Source organism: Bacillus sp. JJ1532 (assembly GCF_036965085.1).
Taxonomy (GTDB): Bacteria; Bacillota; Bacilli; order Bacillales; family Cytobacillaceae; genus Cytobacillus.
Genome location: NZ_JBALOW010000043.1, coordinates 37,743 through 55,629 on the forward strand (window position 1 = coordinate 37,743; position 17,887 = coordinate 55,629).

Sequence of the window (17,887 nt, forward strand, 5' to 3'; positions counted from 1 at the left end):
TGGAGAAGAGGTTCAAGAAGTCCGCCTTCAAACGAACAAAATTAAAGAAATTAGAGGCGCTGAACGTGTGAAATCATGGACGATTCCAAATGGTGTGGATCTCTCTGAAATTCATTCTAATGGAGAAGTGATTACGATTGAAGTAGAGTAGAATATTATAAGAAATGATGAATGAAATCTGAGTTTGCTTTTTCGAAAACTCTGTAGAAAAACTACAGGGCTTTTTTAAACATTATTGGGAACCGTATTATAAGTAAATAAGGATTTTAGATTTCAATCATCTCTCTCAAATGAGAGACACACTAATTTTTGTTTTGGCCATTATCTTGAACAACATATTAAAGACATTCCTTTTAGAATGCCTTTTATCAACAGTTTATATTCTCTTTATTGACAATATCCCTCACAACACTCTCTAAGTTTACATTCTCCAAAACTTTCTCCATAGCTAATTGCGCAGCTGAAAATAATGGTTCTATTGTATTTTGGATGTTCCTGCCTACGGGACATTCTGGATTTGGATTTTCATGTAAGCTGAATAACTCTTTATCTTGCACAACATTAACTGCCTTATAGACGTCAAGCATTGTTATGTCAGATAGTTCCTTTGCTAGTTTAGCTCCCGCGATACCAGGATGTACTTCTATTAACCCGGCTTTTTTTAGCATCCCCATAATTTTTCTAATCACTGCTGGGTTCGTGTTAACACTCTCCGCTAAAAATTGAGATGAGCTCACTCCATTTTTATTTATTTCAATTAGAGCCATTATATGAATTCCAACGGATAATCGGCTACTGATGGACATTTTAAGTCACCTTCCTTCTTTATTTTAAAACAAATAACTTAAGGATTCCATCATGTAATTAATTTGATTACAAGCTTATTATATCCTAAAAAACGTATAGATTAAAACTGCTTTTGTTGACAGCAGAAAATCATGTAAATATAATAGTTACATGTAATTAATTCAATTACAGGCTGATTAATTCTTATAGAAGAGCAATAAAATAAGGGTTTTCATAGAATTTCTAACGGAATGGAAAGAGATATAGAGAGGGTTAAGAAATGCTTATTAAAAAGAATATTATTTGGTTATCCATTGTTGTACTAACAGTGATAGTTTTAGTACTTGTAACACTTAAGCCTTGGGAAAGGGATGCTAAACAATTAAATTATACCGGAGAAATGGAGCCTAGACTTGGTTACGTGGAATTATCGGTTTCTGATTTAGATAACTCATTACGCTTTTATCAAGAGATAATTGGTTTCAAATTGTTAGAAAGGAACGAAAGGACTGCTGAATTAACAACAGATGGAACAACGCCAATTTTAACATTAATTGAAGAGAACTCGTTTGTGGAGCGTCCATTTAGAACAACTGGTTTGTTTCATTTTGCTATTTTAGTGCCAAATAGGGAAGAACTGGCTTTGGTATTAAAATATTTAATAGAATCTGAATATCCACTTCAAGGGGTTTCCGATCATCAATACAGTGAAGCCATTTACCTTGCAGATCCTGATAATAATGGAATAGAAATTTATGTGGATACAGATCCGGACCTTTGGTTAGAAGATGAAAAAGGTGGATATGTCGGAGGAACTTATCCGCTAGATATTAATAACTTACTGTCTGAAATAAAAGCAGACAAATGGGAAGGATTACCTAGTGAAACAAGACTAGGTCATATGCATTTACAAGTATCTAATATAGAGGACTCAGAAAAATTCTATGTGGATGCATTAGGATTTGATGTGGTATCTAAGGATTCTCAGATGTTATTTGTTTCCAAAGATGACTATCATCATCATATCGGGATGAACACTTGGGCTGGGAAGGGATTACCTAGTCCACCAGAAAATGCCTTAGGTTTAAAGTATTATACGACACATTTTACGGAAGATGAATTTAACAATGCAAAATCAGAATTAAAGCGGTTAGGATTTCCATTTACAGAAGAAGATAATGTCATATCGACTGAAGATCCTTCAGGAAATCAAATAAAAATTGTGTTAACTAAATAATATTATATTCATCTACTATTTATATAAGATATTACTTTTTTGCGCTTGTTGATGCTGTAAATTATTTTTACCGGGAAAATCCGGTCCATCACTCTAAGCATTGGGAATCCTCCCACACAAAATTACTTTCAACTCGCTCCTAATACAAGGAGCGAGTTTTTTGATTTGTATCAGGAATAAAAAAACTTGCCCCACATAGCTTCCGGAAGTAGGTTCAAAAGCTATGGAGATATCATTTGGTAGATTTAACCCTTTCCAACGTAAATTTGCTTGTTCAGCTGTTAATTAAACAATTGGCAAGTGAAATTCTGTAGCACTCTTAATGACATTTCCATATACGGATCATCTTTTAGTGTGAAATTCAAAATGGAATGAACTTATCCTACGATGGGCTCTGTTATATCAACTGATTTTACTATTATGTGGACAGAATCCATAAAAGTGATGAACCTTGTCATATCATTTAAAAATTAGGGTATTATAAATATGATTTTTTGCAGAATAATGAAATAGCTGTTGTCGCTAAATGCTTCGAGCTGAGGCACTTAAATCATTATATAAAAACTTTGTGAGGGATGAAATGAGAGAACAATTAATGAGCATGTTAGAAGCCCGCAAAGATGAAATGGTTCAAATTCGCCGTTATTTACACGAAAATCCGGAAGTTTCTTTTAAAGAGGAGAAAACCGCTCAATATATTGCCGATTTTTATAAAGGAAAAGATGTTGACATCCTTAGGAATGCAGGAAACGGCTATGGGATTATCGTGACAATTAAAGGGGGTAATCCGGGAAAAACGATTGCTCTTCGGGCAGATTTCGATGCACTTCCGATTTTGGAGGAAACAGATGTACCCTTTAAATCGAAAAATGAAGGGGTAATGCACGCTTGTGGCCATGATGCCCATACTGCCTACTTGCTTGTTTTGGCGGATTGTTTGATCCAATTAAAGGATTCACTCGCCGGAACAATTAAAATTATTCATCAGCATGCGGAGGAAGCACCTCCTGGGGGAGCGAAAAGCATTGTGGAAGCCGGTGTGCTGGACGATGTAGACAATATTTATGGTATTCACATATTCCCTACCCATCCAGCGGGCTTTGTTGGCTACAGAAGCGGATATGCGTTAGCAGGCAGGTCATTTTTCAAATTAATCATTCAAGGTAAAGGTGGCCATGGGTCATCTCCACATTTGGCAAATGATGCAATTGTTGCTGGAGCCCATTTTGTAACAGCGGTACAAACAGTAATCAGCCGCCGGATCAATCCTTTTGAGATGGGTGTCATTACGATAGGCTCATTCGATGGCAAAGGCACCTTCAATGTGATTAAAGATTGTGTCGAGCTTGAAGGGGACGTCCGCTATATGACGGTTGAAACGCAGCAGATTATCGAGAAAGAAGTACATCGAATAGTAAAAGGCATTGAGGCGGAATTTGGCGTACAATGTAAGCTTACGTATACGGCTGATTATCCGCCGCTGTACAATGATCCGGAAGTGACAGAAAAGGTGATCACCAGCATAAAAAACATAACCGACCCGGACATTAAAGAGGTTGGGGAATACCCGATGCTCTCCGGTTCTGAGGATTTTGCTTATTATCTTGAAAAAATCCCTGGTTGTTTCTTTTACATTGGCTGTAAACCAAAAGGCAAGGAGACCGCCTATTTTAATCACCATCCAAAATTTGATATTGATGAAGACTGCCTTCTTGTTGCGGCCAAATCAGTCGGGTATGTAGTCTGCGGGTATTATGGTTTTGAATAATGGAAAAGCATGAATAATAAAAGAGTGAGCTAGACGAGATTTCTTGGTCTAGCTTTTTGAATTGATAATAAATTTTATGTCCAGAAACAAACTTTTTTTAAATAAAGTGTCCTTTCTTTAACCTAATCTATATATAAAAGATGAGTCGATTTTTGGGAAAGATTCAAGAAAGGGAGAGAAACTTTTGATTTGTCTAATATATTGGGAGGCAGACGTTACGTCAACGATACGGGGCCAAAAAGAAAAAGAAAAATAAAAAGAAAAAGAAAACAACTACTAAGTTATCGGTGTAGTCAGGTATTGATTATTTCGCATTTACCACCATCATCCTTCAGTACGGGAGAATCTCTTTGATGAAGTATTGTTCGATGAAATTCAGTATAATGAACAGGTAAATGATTCATGTATTATTTTTCAGTGGAGGGAAACCTTTTGAAGCGGCTATCTAAAAAGCTTAAGAAACCTATCGTTATTTTAATTATTTTCCTTTTTGTTCTAGCTGGTCTACTTGATATTAAATACGAAGGATTGCTCTTTCAACTATTACCTAATTCGATTCAAACCTACTTGGCTGATATTTTGTAAAATCCCCCAGAATATACAAAAGGGATAGCCCATAGTGCGTTTTTTGTCCAGAACCCAATTATTGACAATTTATTATGTTCAACATAACATTATTCTAGAACTTTAAATTCCTTAAAGAAAGGATGTTTGTGATGAATATGAAAGCAAACCTCTCCCATAAAGACCAAGCAGTGTCGTTCCTGCAACTTGTAGCTTCTGGGAATGTAGACGAAGCATATCAGAAATACATAGGTCCAGGCTTTCGCCACCATAATCCCTATTTCCGTGGCGATGCCAATTCCCTTATGCTCGCGATGAAAGAGAATGCCGACCTGAACCCTAACAAGACACTTGAGGTCAAACATGCTATTGAAGAGGGAGAGATGGTTACGGTTCACTCTCATGTGAGACAAAATCCTGAGGATCTTGGAGGAGTTGTGGTCCATATCTTCCGGTTTCAGAATGATCAAATTGTGGAATTATGGGATGTAGGTCAGCCAATACCCGAGGATTCTCCTAACGAGAATGGCATGTTTTAATGTTCCTGCGGAAAATAATTTAATCTGAAAAACTATACCCAATTATACATAATGGGAATTTTCGTCAGCGAAGAGGGCACTAAATAAAATCTTATTGAGGAGGTCCTTATGCAAAAAATCATTCCACATTTATGGTATGACAAAGAAGCAAGAGAAGCCGCTTTGTTTTATATTAGTTTATTTGAGGACTCTAAACTATTAAATGAAACAGTTATAGAAAACACTCCTTCTGGAGATTCAGAATTAGTCAGCTTTGAATTGGCTGGGCAAGAATTCATGGCCATCAGTGCAGGTCCTTACTTCAAATTTAATCCATCTGTTTCATTGATGGTCGCTTGCGAATCGATAGAAGAGGTTAATACCAAATGGGAAGCTTTAGTAGAAGGCGGTACTGAACTCATGCCATTAGGTGAGTATCCCTTCAGTAAGCGGTATGCCTGGGTGCAGGATCGCTTTGGCTTGTCATGGCAGTTGATGCTTAAAGACAATGGTAAAGCTGTTCAAAAGATTACACCAAACTTGCTCTTCTCAAGTGATTCATGTGGGAAAGCGGATGAGGCAATCCAGTATTACACAGACATATTTGAGGATTCAAAAATAGAAGTAATAAGTAAATATGAAGCAGGAGAATCCAGTTCATCAAAGGCAAAGGTGAAATATGCTGCTTTCAACTTATCCGGATATCATTTATCAGCGATGGATCATGGATATGATGTAGATTTCAATTTTAATGAAGCATTTTCACTCATGATCAACTGTAAAGATCAGCAGGAGATTGATTACTTCTGGAATAAGCTTTCTGCCGTACCCGAGGCAGAACAATGCGGATGGGTAAAGGATCAATTCGGCCTTTCATGGCAGATCGTTCCGGGCAATATGAATGAGGTCTTGTATAAAGGATCAAAAGACGAAAACCGCAGAGTGTTTCAGGCCCTCTTAAAGATGAAGAAAATTGATTTAAATGCTTTGGAAAATGCCCGTTTTGAAAAATGATAAAGTTTAAGTAGTGAAACCTGCATTAGCTTTGTTTAGAGCTAATGCAGGTTTCACCTATTCCATATAGCTACTAGATAAAAATAAATACGTTCCTTCCGAACTGAACTGCCCAATGCCCTTTAATTCATCGTCAAAATGTCGACTACAGATTCTTTCTTTCGTTCTTCAGACTACTTTACCTTAAACATCCAAATACATGTTTTTTTTTACATTTTATCAGATAATGAATCGATATTAATACTCTAGTTTAAAAATTATAAAAACCATTTGAAATATTAGAAATCTATATTAAAATGATTCTATCAAAGAGAGAGAAGGATTTTTAATGTGGATTGTAGCAGCAGTTCTGACGATGTTGTGCTTTGGAATCAATAATATGATTTTTAAGGTCACGTCAGGCAAAGGACTATCAAAGGTGCATTTGCAGTTTTTCTTTTATCTGATTGCGTTTTTAATCATGTTTGGCTATGGAACAGTCGTAGGGTTTGCTTCATTTAATGGATTAACGATTGTGCTAGGGGCGGTCATCGGCATATTGAATGCTAATGGGAATATTCAAATGTCAAAGGCGTTTGAAAAAGGACCTGCTAGTTTAACATCACCGCTTATTAGCACAAATACGATCATTCCTATCCTAAGCGCAGCGCTTATTTTTCAAGAGCACATTACACTCATTCAGTGGATTGGCATTATTGTTATTCTTGCTTCTGCAGCGGTCATCCAATATGTGCCAGGCAGTGGCATTAAGATGGATTATAAGCCGTGGATGTACCGCGTCTTACTATCGATTGGATCGTTTGGTGTACTCGGTGTGCTTATGAAGACGTCCTCGCATTTACATATTGATTCCATCAATACACTTGTTTGTATGTATGGCGGCGGTGCGACTTATTTACTGATAAATAGCTTTATGATGAAGGAAAAATGGCAGCGTACAGAGCTGAAATTTGGTGTCATTATTGGATGTATTAGTGTCGTAGGTTATAGCAGCTACTTTTTTGCTCTGAATATTGGAGTAGCCAGCATTGTATTCCCGATTGTTAGTTTAAATTGTTTAGTTGTCGTTCTCAGCAGCTGTTGGCTATATAAAGAAAGGCTTAAAATGTACCAGGTCATCGGGGTTATTTCCGCACTAGCCGGCATTGTACTAACAAAAATTTAACAGACATACAAAAAGTTAATCAGGGCTTAAGGCTCTGATTTTTTTTATGGATATAAATCTAATCCTTCATTTAAGTACATTGTTGGTATTTATTCTATTTTTGTATATATTTAAATCCTTTGATGGCAGAAACCATAATCAAAAACTTAACGGTGAAATATACCATAAAATTAAATGAGTTTTTTATAACCTAGGGTGCCGGAATATGGATTTTTCTATTTACGGAAGCCTATAACGAACCTCTAATGAAATGCCCACTTGAGTGGGTATTTTTTTATATGATAATGTAAACCTAGAGGTTAATGATAAGAAGAGTGGGCAGGTATTGTAAAAATAGTAAGTAACACTCGCTTTTTAAATCTTTGAGATAGAATTATGATAATTTTGGTATGAAAGTGTGAGGTCATGCTTTTTGGAGCATGCTCATTATCGATCAAAAGTAGTTAGGAGTGATTGGATTGAACGATCCTTTGTTAGATTTTCAGATATCATTTCAACATATTGAGTTGTTAGTTCCAAGAATAAATAAAGGGGTTCAATTTATTCTGGTCATTAGTGGTGAATTAAAAATAGAGACATCCAGTCGCTTTTATCATATGGCAGAAAACGATTTGCTTGTTATTAATCGTAATCAGCTTTACCAGATTCAAGGAAATGAACAGAATAGGGTAATGATATTATCCATTTCAGACAGCTTCATGGACCGTCATTATGCTGATTATCGCAATCAGCGCTTTGAATGCTATTCAAGAGAAATTGATCTTGGAAGAGAAGAGATGATTCATGCCATTCGCAAGCTATTGGCAAATGTGATGATTAGTTATTATAGACAAGATGAATGCTATCGAATTGAAGTTAAAAGCTACATCTGTCAAATGCTGCTTATATTGATCCGCAGTTTTAAAGAAGAAGGCAGTGTCATCCAGAAAATAGATACAGAGGATCGGCGCCTATTGCAAATTATTGACTATATGGAGAGAAATTATGATCAGCTGATTACATTAGAGGAGGTTGCAAAGAAATACTTTCTTTCAACAAGCTATCTATCCCGATATTTTAAACAGAAAATGGGGATGGGGTTTAGTCGTTATTTAATGAATATCAGGCTTAAGCATAGTTTGAAGGATTTACTTTACACAACTGACTCCATATCACAAATCGCGATGAATAATGGCTTCCCAAACACAAAGTCTTTTTCAGCCTTTTTTAAAGAAGTGTATGGAATGACGCCACATCTATATCGTGATAGCCATACTGTCCAAAAGGAGGATTCAGTTCGAAGCTATAGCAAGGTAGATGCTTCAAATCTTATCCAATCATCAGAGATTATCGCAAAATTAAGCAGCATGAATTTAGATGATCAAAAATCTTATAACCATACAGAGACTAGGTATGAAAAGCTGCCAATCACCTTGTCCTCCCTAGAACCGATGGGCTTACATCATCCTAATCATATCCTGATTATTGGAGAAATTTTTGAGCTATTAAAAGAAGATGTTCGCTCTCAAATATTAGATGTCAAAAGGGATTTGCAGTTAAAGTATATCGGAGTTCGTAATCTCATTAGTAATACGGCCATTCCGCCTGAGGTAGAGACAGATGAAGAGATTCCGACAACATCACCATATTTTAATATTGATAGTGCTTTGGCATTCATGAAAAAGCATGATTTATCTTTGTTTATACGGGCAGATTATATAGATATTTCGAGAGATGAAGAACAATATTTTACAAAACTCATTCAATTTATCAGACATTGCTTACAGCTTTACGGAGAGTCGTTTGTTAAGCAATGGCATGTGATGTTTCACGAGCCATATTATACAGGAGTTGAAGCAAAAGATCTTCAGAGGATTTATTTAAAACTGCATGATGTATTAAAAACGATTCTTCCATCGATTCAGGTAGGCTTGTATATGCCTTTTTCTTTTCGTAAAGAAAAAACGAACAATCATCATGAATGGCAGTTAGACAAGGGGGAGTTTATTGATTTTATCGGTTATAACGCAAATCAAAATGAGGTAATTGATTTTAAAGAAATGGCGGAAATGAATTTCGATTTAGCAAAAGATTTCATAAAAGAAAAAACAAATAAGCTGAAGCACTACTTAAAGAGGAACCATATAGAAAAACCACTTCATCTCGTTTCATGGAACACGTTATCAGGCAATACTCGGTATACGAATGGCACTTTTTTTCGCGGAGCATTGCACTTGAAAAATGTATTGGATATATCCAATGATGTGAAAACAGTTGCTCTCTGGATTAATACAATCGTACATGAGGACACAGGGAAAGATCAGCGTTATCGAATGGACGGTGTCGAATTATTCCATTATCTAAGGGGAAAACGTCCAGCTTATTTTGCATTGATGTTTCTAAAACGTCTACATGGTGAAATTGTTGCACAGGATAAGGATTACGTGATGACAAGAAATGAGCGGGGATATCAGTTGATCCTGATGAATTGTAATATTATCAATCCTTATTTATCCATTGAAGAGACATTTCTGCAAAAACTCAATAAAGAAATTCACGTAACGATTTCTGGAATTCCTAAAGGAGAATATCAAATACGCAAGCATGTGTTTGATAAAAATCATGGAGCGTTATATACAAAGTGGTGGAATTTGAACAGTAAGTATGGCATGGATACTGAAATTATTAATTATATTATCAATTCCACCAGGCCTTCTTTAGAAATCTTCGATGAAACGATTGAAGAGGATTGGTCATTTTATTCCTATTTAACAAGCAATGCCATTCACTTTTTTGATATTCGAAAAGCCTACTGACAAAAGTGTTGCAAATCATGTTATAAGGCTAGCCCCAAAACGTCTGGGTCTGCTGCCTTCTATCCTTTGAATGGTATAGAAGGCAGTGAAGCCATCCCCTTTACTTGTATAAATGACAAAAATCTACCCCACAATTTTCCCTTAGCAAAATGATAGGTTAATTATTTCGAGCTTTAGTCTGTGAATTACACAAAAATTGACTCTCTTAATACAGCTGAAATTTTTATAATTATTGTATAGAAACGCAACAAGTGCTCCTGTTACTCCTTATTTGTTGCAGTAATGTTTCTTATTAGACATATTAAAAAATTTAGTTAAGGTGTGGGAGGTTCAATCATGGAGACAAGTTATAAAGGTACGGATAAGTTGATCACAGGGATTGTGTTCGGGGTTATCACGTTCTGGCTTTTTGCACAGGCAATGGTCAATGTCGTCCCAGCTGTTCAATCAGATTTAGGGGTTTCATATGGAACGATCAATATAGCCATCAGTTTAACAGCCTTATTCTCAGGTATGTTTATTGTAGCTGCTGGTGGGATTGCAGATAAAATTGGACGTAAAAAAATTACGTATATTGGGTTAATTTTAAGTGTTATCGGTTCCTTATGTCTTGTATTAGCACAAGGATCTGTCTTACTAATTATTGGACGTATTATTCAGGGGATTTCCGCCGCTTGTATTATGCCGGCAACGATTGCTTTAATGAAAGCTTATTTTGATGGAAAAGACAGACAGCGAGCTCTTAGTTATTGGTCAATTGGATCTTGGGGCGGTTCAGGTGTCTGTTCGTTTGCAGGTGGCGCCATTGCTACGTATATGGGATGGAAGTGGATTTTTATCTTCTCCATTATTTTTGCCCTCCTTGCTATGTGGCTAATTAAAGATACACCTGAAAGCAAAGCTGAAGGAAATGGTTCTTTTAAATTTGATTATAGTGGTTTAGCTATCTTTATCGTTACGATGATTGCATTAAACGTCTTTATTACATTCGGTGCAGACTTAGGCTGGACAAGTCCAATCACTATTATTCTTGCCGTCGTTACTATTATCGGAGCTATTGTCTTCTTCAATGTTGAAAAGAGGAAAGATATTGCACTTATTGATTTCTCTTTATTTAAAAATAAACCATACGCAGGTGCTACTTATTCAAACTTTTTATTAAATGCAATTGCCGGGACACTTGTTGTTGCAAATACGTATGTTCAAGTAGGCCGAGGATTCACTGCATTTCAGTCAGGAATGCTATCAATTGGATATTTAATCGTTGTTCTTGCAATGATTCGTGTCGGAGAAAAAATCCTGCAAAAAGTAGGAGCAAAATTACCAATGGTCTGGGGTGCTATTATCACGACAGTTGGTGTAGCGATGATGGGTCTAACCTTCTTGCCCGGTTTTACTTATACAGTTGTCGTATTTATTGGGTTTGTTTTATTCGGGCTTGGACTTGGCATATATGCAACACCATCTACAGACACATCTGTTTCCAATGCGCCATCGAACAAAGTAGGTGAAGCTGCAGGGGTTTACAAAATGGCAAGCTCATTAGGAAGTGCAATCGGTGTTGCTATCTCTGCAACGGTTTATAGTTCAGTTGCAGCGGCTGGAAGTGTCGAGACCGCAGCATCGGTAGGGATTATCGTAAACGTAATATTCGGTATACTGTCGATTCTTTCGATTGTGATCATGGTTCCAAAAAATGCTGGTAAAACATCAGATGCTATATCGAAAAAAACATTTCAAGCACCAAATAAAATAGCTAATTAACTTAATAGACGATAGATAGAAGTCGGTTTCAGCTCATTTTTATAAATAGGAACAGAATGGAGGCTTATGTCATTCTGTTCCGTTAAAGAAAACTCGCCGATTGGCGAGCCTTGGAAAGGCGAAGACAGAGGCGTAGTTGCACTTATCGCGCTCATGAATGCCACGTCCTGTGGCATTTGCCCGACTAGGACATCCTGTCCGTCGTACTTAATTCCTAAAATTGGCACCCGCGTCGAATCAACTTCTGCGCTGACAATTAATAATTTCTTAACGTGCAAAAAAGGAGACGAAAATGATGAAATGTGAATTGATGAGCATGTTAGAATCACGTAAAGATGAAATAATTGCCATCCGTCGCCATTTACATGAAAATCCAGAGATCTCATTTAAAGAGGAGAAAACAGCTCAATATATTGCGGATTTTTATAAGGGAAAAGATGTGGACATTCAAACGAATGTTGGGAATGGTTACGGCATTGTCGTCACCATTAAAGGTGGAAAGCCTGGAAAAACAATTGGTCTGCGTGCAGATTTTGATGCCCTTCCAATTGTAGAAGAAACAGATGTACCGTTTAAATCAAAGAATGAAGGGTTAATGCATGCATGTGGGCATGATGGACATACTGCTTACTTGTTAGTTTTAGCTGATTGCTTAATTCGATTAAAAGACTCTATTCCAGGTACTATAAAAATCATTCACCAACATGCAGAAGAGGTTCCGCCAGGTGGGGCGAAAAGTATCGTAGAGTCTGGTTTGATTGATGACTTAGATGCTATTTATGGCATTCATTTGTTACCTATGGGACCTGCGGGCACAGTAGGATATCATGCTGGATATTCCTTCAATGGAAGAGCATACATGAAATTAAAAGTCCAAGGAAGAGGTGGGCATGGTTCCTCTCCTCATCTAGCTAATGATGCAATCGTAGCTGCTGCTCATTTTGTTACAGCTGCACAAACCATTGTCAGTCGCAGATTAAGCCCTTTCGATATCGGTGTGATCACAATTGGATCTTTTGATGGAAAAGGGACATTTAACGTGATCAAGGATAGCGTAGAACTTGAAGGTGATATTCGCTATATGACTGTAGAAACAAAAGAAACGATTGAGAGAGAAGTAAAACGGATTGTAAGAGGAATTGAAGAAGAGTTTGGCGTAACATGTGAGCTTACTTATACTCCTGATTATCCGCCTTTATACAATGACCCTGAGCTTACAGCTAAGGTGGCAGAAAGTTTACGAAGCATGGATGATAAAGACATTAAAGAAGTGAAGGAATTTCCGGCAATGTCTCCATCTGAGGACTTTGCTTATTATGCTGAAAAATTCCCAGCCTGCTTTTTCTACATTGCATGTACACCAAAAGGGGTAGAAAATCCTTACTTCAATCATCATCCAAAATTTGATATCGATGAAGATGCACTCCTCATAGCTGCGAAAGCTGTCGGACAAGTTGTTTGCAGTTATTATGAATTAGACTAAATGAAATATGAAAAACCACATAAAAAAATAAGCTAGACAAGATAGTTCATTGATAACGTATCTAGTCTAGCTTACTTTTTTGTCTGGATTGCTTACCATTAATTATATAGCATCAATTTTGGAGTACACTCGCCATTTATCGCAGACGAGTAGATCAGATTATTTTAGTCCCCCGATAAAAAAACACTGCCAAGAATAACTTTTCCTCACCCTATCTCTATAGTTTTTAGTGAACAGGTAACTTCTCAGGATTCATTGTTATATACATTTCGTTTATTTTTTCATTACAAATATAAAAACTTAGGATACTATGAATCTTACCATTCATGTATATCACGATTGCTGGTTGATAATTGATATTTTTCATTTCAAAATTAAAGTCTTCAGAGGCTTTTTTCATGATTCCGTATAATAAGGCTAAAACGTTGGATACGGATACGATTGGACGTACAGCAGCCTTGGCTTTTCCACCGCCATCAGAAAATAGTGTAACATTTTCTGATATAAGTTCTAATAGGGCTGCTGTATTTTGCATTTGAAACGCTTCTACAAAGCGATTAATGATTGATTTATTTTCCTCATAGTTTAAACTTTCACCTTCCACACGTGAGATCTTTTGCTTGGCCCTGCTAAAAATTTTTCTACAGTTTTCTTCTTTTTTTCCAATAATATGTGCAATCTCTGAGTATGGGAAATCCAGTACCTCTCTTAAAAGGAGAACTGCCCGTTCATCTGATGCTAAATGCTCCATCATGCGTAAATAGGCAATACTCAATCCTTCTTTTTGTATAATCATTTCAGATGGATCATAGGCATGTAATTTCTCTAGTAATAGCGGCTCAGGGTTCCATGGTCCCACATAATGTTCTCGTTTGTATCGTGCAGACTTTAATGAATCAAGACAGAGGTTTGTCATCATTTTACAGAGATAGGCTTTCTTATTCTTTATATCTTCCTCACTTATTTGGTAAACTTTTAGAAATGTTTCGTGAACCATGTCTTCTGCTTCCGCAACTGATCCTAACATCCGATAACCTAATGAAAACAACAATGGTTTATATAGCTGGTAATCTTCTTTCGAAATTTGCACGATTTCTCCCCTTTTCGTTTAAAATGATTCCTTCAGCTGCTTATTTTTCACTGCTCACTGCTCATCTGCCAAAATTGAGTTGGGCGATGTCCAGTCTCCAGCTATATATAATTCTAAAATTCCTGTTTTAGAACGCAGCAGCCCTTTGCACACCAATTGCCCTAGGTACCCTTTTCCTTTTATGCTCTAAGTAACGGAAAGGCATCCAAATATGCATTTGGATGCCTTTTCTATACAATCTGAGACAAATATTTAGATGTTCACCGAAAGTAATTATTTTTCAGTTGCCGTATTCCCCATAGCAATGGAAATCCTATTCCAACTGTTGATTTGGTTAATTATTAAAATAAGGTCAACATACTGTCTCTCGTCATAATGTTCACGTACTCGTTGATAAAGCTCATCTGGCACACGTTTTGTCGGGATTAACGTCACGTATTCTGTTAACTCAAGAGCTACTTTTTCTGCATCTGTGTAAAATGTGCACTCTCTCCAAGCACTAATACAATATAAACGTTGTTCCGTTTCTCCCATTTTTCTAGCATCAGCTGTATGCATGTTAATACAATATGCACAACCATTTATTTGCGAGGCCCGAATTTTTATTAGTTCACGCAGTTTACGGTCTATACCTGTAGTTTTCGTATACTTCTCCATTTCCATCATTATTTTAAGTGCTTCTGGCGCTACATTGTAATAATCAATTCGTTGTTCCAATTTAATTCCTCCTTATATTTCTTTTTATTTAAGACAGTATTAATTCAGGTGCTAATCTTGAAGCAGCTTCTTCCGCTTCTTTATATGCTTTTTGTAATACTTCAATTGGGTCTAGTAAAGCAGTTCCTTGTGCGCGAATGATTTGATAATCTTCAATGCCAAGAAAATTGAACATTGAATTCAGGTATTTATTAGAGTAATCAACTTCTGTATACCAATCATTGTTAGTATATATTGATCCACTTGCTTGTATGACAAGCATTCTTCGCCCGTCTTTAAGAAGCCCCACTGACCCATTTTCAGTATATTTAAAGGTTTCACGTGCAATCATGATATTGTCCATATAATCTTTTAACTTTGATGGAATATTAAAATTATGCAAAGGTAATACGATGATATACGTATTTGCACTTTTAAATTGTTGTAAGATTCCGGACATACGCTCCGTTACTTTTTGTTCTTGGCTAGTTAGTTCCTGTTCTTTTCGTTGTTTTTCCCATGCACTTAAAACCGTTTTATCTATCATAGGCACTACATCACTGTACAAGTTAATCTGTTCAATTAATTCGCTATCAGGAATTAATTCTTTATAAGCCTCCAAAAAGTGGTTAAAAACCTGCAAGCTAACTGAAGAAGTATCATCTATATTTGGATGTGCATTAATGATCAGTGTTTTGTTCATTTGTATTTCTCCTTTAAAATGAATTTTAGGCGCCAATTAAAGACTAACTTAATCGTCGATTAACATTATCTATAATATGTGCTATAATTATTTTTGTCAAATGAATAAAATTTACCAACAGAGATTTCTTTATTTGACTAGAACTCTAAATACTCCTAAGATACAATTTGATAATCCATAAACAAAAGTAGGTGAGTTTTATGCAATACAGTGTCGGAGTTGAATATGCTTTACATTGTCTTGTTTATTTAATTGATGTTCCTTCTAAGGAAAGTGTTGGGATCAAGGATTTGGCAGAATTCCAAGGACTTTCTGAGACATTTCTTTCAAAAGTTTTCGGTAAATTGTCTAAGGCTGGTATTGTAAGTTCTGTCCCCGGTGTAAAGGGAGGATATAGGTTATCTAAGTCCCCAGAAGACATTTCCTTTTGGGATGTAGTTGAAGCAGTTGAAGGTCCAAAGCCTATTTTTCAATGTAAAAATATTAAAGATAATGGTTATTTGTATAGAGAAAGCTGCTGTTCAGCTCCCTCCTTTTGCACCATCAATTTAGTTATGCTCTCTGCGGAAGAAAAAATGCGTGATGACTTGCGTAGTAAAACACTATCATGGTTAAATGAAGAGCTTGATCGTGTATTACCCAAACAAATACGTGAAGATACTCGAAAATATTTTTCGAAAAACGACTAATAAAACGAACCTCTTGTGAAATTCCTTAATTAAAATATTCTAAAGAGCTTATTCATAAAAGCAACATCCTTATCTTTTAATTTCTAGCAATTTTGAAAATGCTATTGTATTAATATACATTCCTAGTTATTATTATAATAATTGATTGAAAGTATAGGAGAGAGTGCTATGAGTAGAAAAAATATTATTATTATTGGTGCAGCAGGAAGGGATTTTCATAATTTTAATACGTATTATCGTAATAATGAAATGTATAATGTTGTTGCTTTTACAGCAACGCAAATTCCAGATATCGATGGACGAAAATATCCAAGTGAATTAGCGGGCGAATTGTACCCTGAAGGTATTCCTATTTATTCACAAGATCAATTACCAGAATTGATTAAAGACTTGCAAGTGGATGAATGTGTGTTTGCGTATAGTGATGTTAATTACGAAGACGTGATGGGCGTGGGTGCGATTGTGAATGCAGCAGGTGCTAACTTCACATTACTAGGGCCAAAAAGCACGATGTTAAAAAGTAATAAGCCAGTTATTTCCGTTTGCGCTGTGCGAACTGGAACTGGAAAAAGCCAAACATCGCGTAAAATTATCGAAACACTGCTGGAGCATGATTTAAAAGTCATTGCAGTGAGACATCCGATGCCTTACGGCGATTTGAATGCACAGCGTGTTCAGCGCTTTGCGACAGTAGAGGACTTAAAAGAGCATAATTGCACAATCGAAGAAATGGAAGAATATGAACCACATGTGGCGCGTGGAAATATTGTGTATGCTGGCGTTGATTATGCAGATATTTTGGCAGCAGCTGAAAATGATCCAGATGGCTGTGACGTTATTTTATGGGACGGAGGAAATAACGATTTCTCTTTCTTCGAGCCTGATTTAGCTGTTACTGTCCTAGACCCGCATCGTCCAGGTCATGAGCTGAAATACTATCCTGGTGAAGTATGCTTAAGAACAACAGATGTGGCTATCATTAACAAAGTGGATAGTGCGCCAGAAGAAGCTGTTCAAATCGTAGAAAATAATATCAAATTCGCAAATCCAAATAGCACGATTATTAAAGCAGAATCAACGATTACAGTGGATCAACCGGAGAGTATTGTTGGAAAACGTGTATTAGTCGTAGAAGATGGCCCGACATTGACACATGGAGAAATGAAACTTGGCGCAGGTACAGTTGCAGCTGAACGTTTAGGTGCGAAGGAAATAATTGATCCACGTCCATTTGCAGTTGGTACATTAAGCGAAACGTTTAACAAATACAAACATATTGGCAACGTCCTTCCGGCGATGGGATACGGCGAACAGCAATTGAAAGATCTGGAAGAAACAATTAATAGTGCTGACTGTGATGCAGTAATCATTGGCACACCAATCGATTTATCACGCGTCATTTCGATTAATAAGCCATGTACACGTGTACATTATGATTTAGCTGAAATTGGCAGCCCGAATTTAAGCGATATTTTAAAAGATTTTATCCAAAAGCATAAGCTTGTGTGATGAACTTAAACAATTAGAAAAAGACTAGCGACACATTATTAGTGTCGCTAGTCTTTTTCCTTTCTTCCTACATTTTAACTTCCTTCATAAAAGCTTCCATGTGTTT

The 17,887-nt window shown here is 36.5% G+C and carries 16 protein-coding genes; 11 read left to right on the plus strand and 5 right to left on the minus strand.

Going from position 1 to position 17,887, the window contains the following annotated elements:
* Positions 1 to 368 precede the first annotated feature (368 nt).
* Entirely contained in the window at positions 369 to 806 is a 438-nt protein-coding gene (locus tag V7122_RS14615) for an Rrf2 family transcriptional regulator (RefSeq protein WP_335344742.1), read from the minus strand.
* A 260-nt stretch (positions 807 to 1,066) separates the two neighbouring features.
* Between V7122_RS14615 and V7122_RS14620 the strand changes: the two genes are divergently transcribed.
* The 8 genes from V7122_RS14620 (at position 1,067) to V7122_RS14655 (ending at position 11,611) form a co-directional block, all read left to right on the plus strand.
* Positions 1,067 to 2,023, plus strand: coding sequence for a VOC family protein (locus V7122_RS14620; RefSeq protein WP_335527359.1), 957 nt, complete (start codon positions 1,067 to 1,069; stop codon positions 2,021 to 2,023).
* Positions 2,024 to 2,603: 580 nt separating this feature from the next.
* A complete protein-coding gene (locus V7122_RS14625) occupies positions 2,604 to 3,791 on the plus strand; it encodes a M20 family metallopeptidase (RefSeq protein ID WP_335527361.1) in 1,188 nt (395 codons plus the stop codon).
* Between the two features lie 432 nt (positions 3,792 to 4,223).
* A complete protein-coding gene (locus V7122_RS14630; RefSeq protein ID WP_335527362.1) occupies positions 4,224 to 4,376 on the plus strand; it encodes a hypothetical protein in 153 nt (50 codons plus the stop codon).
* 131 nt (positions 4,377 to 4,507) lie between these two features.
* On the plus strand, positions 4,508 to 4,894 hold the full coding sequence (locus V7122_RS14635) for a nuclear transport factor 2 family protein (RefSeq protein ID WP_438824789.1): 387 nt from the start codon (positions 4,508 to 4,510) through the stop codon (positions 4,892 to 4,894).
* Positions 4,895 to 5,002: 108 nt separating this feature from the next.
* Entirely contained in the window at positions 5,003 to 5,887 is an 885-nt protein-coding gene (locus V7122_RS14640; protein ID WP_335483533.1) for a VOC family protein, read from the plus strand.
* 328 nt (positions 5,888 to 6,215) lie between these two features.
* A complete protein-coding gene (locus V7122_RS14645; protein WP_335344747.1) occupies positions 6,216 to 7,052 on the plus strand; it encodes an EamA family transporter in 837 nt (278 codons plus the stop codon).
* Between the two features lie 458 nt (positions 7,053 to 7,510).
* Entirely contained in the window at positions 7,511 to 9,847 is a 2,337-nt protein-coding gene (locus tag V7122_RS14650; RefSeq protein ID WP_335527363.1) for a helix-turn-helix domain-containing protein, read from the plus strand.
* A 336-nt stretch (positions 9,848 to 10,183) separates the two neighbouring features.
* Positions 10,184 to 11,611: an MFS transporter gene (locus tag V7122_RS14655; protein WP_335527365.1), complete on the plus strand. Its 1,428-nt coding sequence runs from the start codon at positions 10,184 to 10,186 to the stop codon at positions 11,609 to 11,611.
* On the opposite strand, the gene V7122_RS14660 is transcribed toward V7122_RS14655, so the two are convergent.
* Positions 11,608 to 11,766 (minus strand): hypothetical protein, encoded by a 159-nt coding sequence (locus V7122_RS14660; RefSeq protein WP_335527368.1) that lies wholly within the window; start codon positions 11,764 to 11,766, stop codon positions 11,608 to 11,610. The genes V7122_RS14655 and V7122_RS14660 overlap by 4 nt on opposite strands.
* 140 nt (positions 11,767 to 11,906) lie before the next feature.
* Here V7122_RS14660 and V7122_RS14665 point away from each other — a divergent pair, with 140 nt between their 5' ends.
* The gene (locus V7122_RS14665) at positions 11,907 to 13,094 is read left to right on the plus strand and encodes an amidohydrolase (RefSeq protein ID WP_335527370.1); all 1,188 of its coding nucleotides are present in this window, start codon (positions 11,907 to 11,909) and stop codon (positions 13,092 to 13,094) included.
* 226 nt (positions 13,095 to 13,320) lie between these two features.
* Here the strand turns inward: V7122_RS14665 and V7122_RS14670 are convergent, their stop codons facing one another.
* From V7122_RS14670 to V7122_RS14680, 3 genes are all read right to left on the minus strand, one after another.
* Positions 13,321 to 14,184: an RNA polymerase sigma-70 factor gene (locus V7122_RS14670; protein WP_335527371.1), complete on the minus strand. Its 864-nt coding sequence runs from the start codon at positions 14,182 to 14,184 to the stop codon at positions 13,321 to 13,323.
* A gap of 273 nt (positions 14,185 to 14,457) precedes the next feature.
* Complete coding sequence (locus V7122_RS14675) at positions 14,458 to 14,901, minus strand: carboxymuconolactone decarboxylase family protein (protein ID WP_335527372.1); 444 nt, start codon at positions 14,899 to 14,901, stop codon at positions 14,458 to 14,460.
* 28 nt (positions 14,902 to 14,929) lie between these two features.
* Positions 14,930 to 15,583, minus strand: a complete 654-nt coding sequence (locus V7122_RS14680) for an FMN-dependent NADH-azoreductase (protein ID WP_335527374.1) — start codon at positions 15,581 to 15,583, stop codon at positions 14,930 to 14,932.
* Between the two features lie 200 nt (positions 15,584 to 15,783).
* Between V7122_RS14680 and V7122_RS14685 the strand changes: the two genes are divergently transcribed.
* Positions 15,784 to 16,272 carry an RrF2 family transcriptional regulator gene (locus V7122_RS14685; RefSeq protein ID WP_335354133.1) on the plus strand — a complete coding sequence of 163 codons (489 nt, stop codon included), beginning with the start codon at positions 15,784 to 15,786 and terminating at the stop codon, positions 16,270 to 16,272.
* Between the two features lie 168 nt (positions 16,273 to 16,440).
* On the plus strand, positions 16,441 to 17,781 hold the full coding sequence (locus V7122_RS14690) for a cyclic 2,3-diphosphoglycerate synthase (RefSeq protein WP_335348384.1): 1,341 nt from the start codon (positions 16,441 to 16,443) through the stop codon (positions 17,779 to 17,781).
* Positions 17,782 to 17,887: the final 106 nt, after the last annotated feature.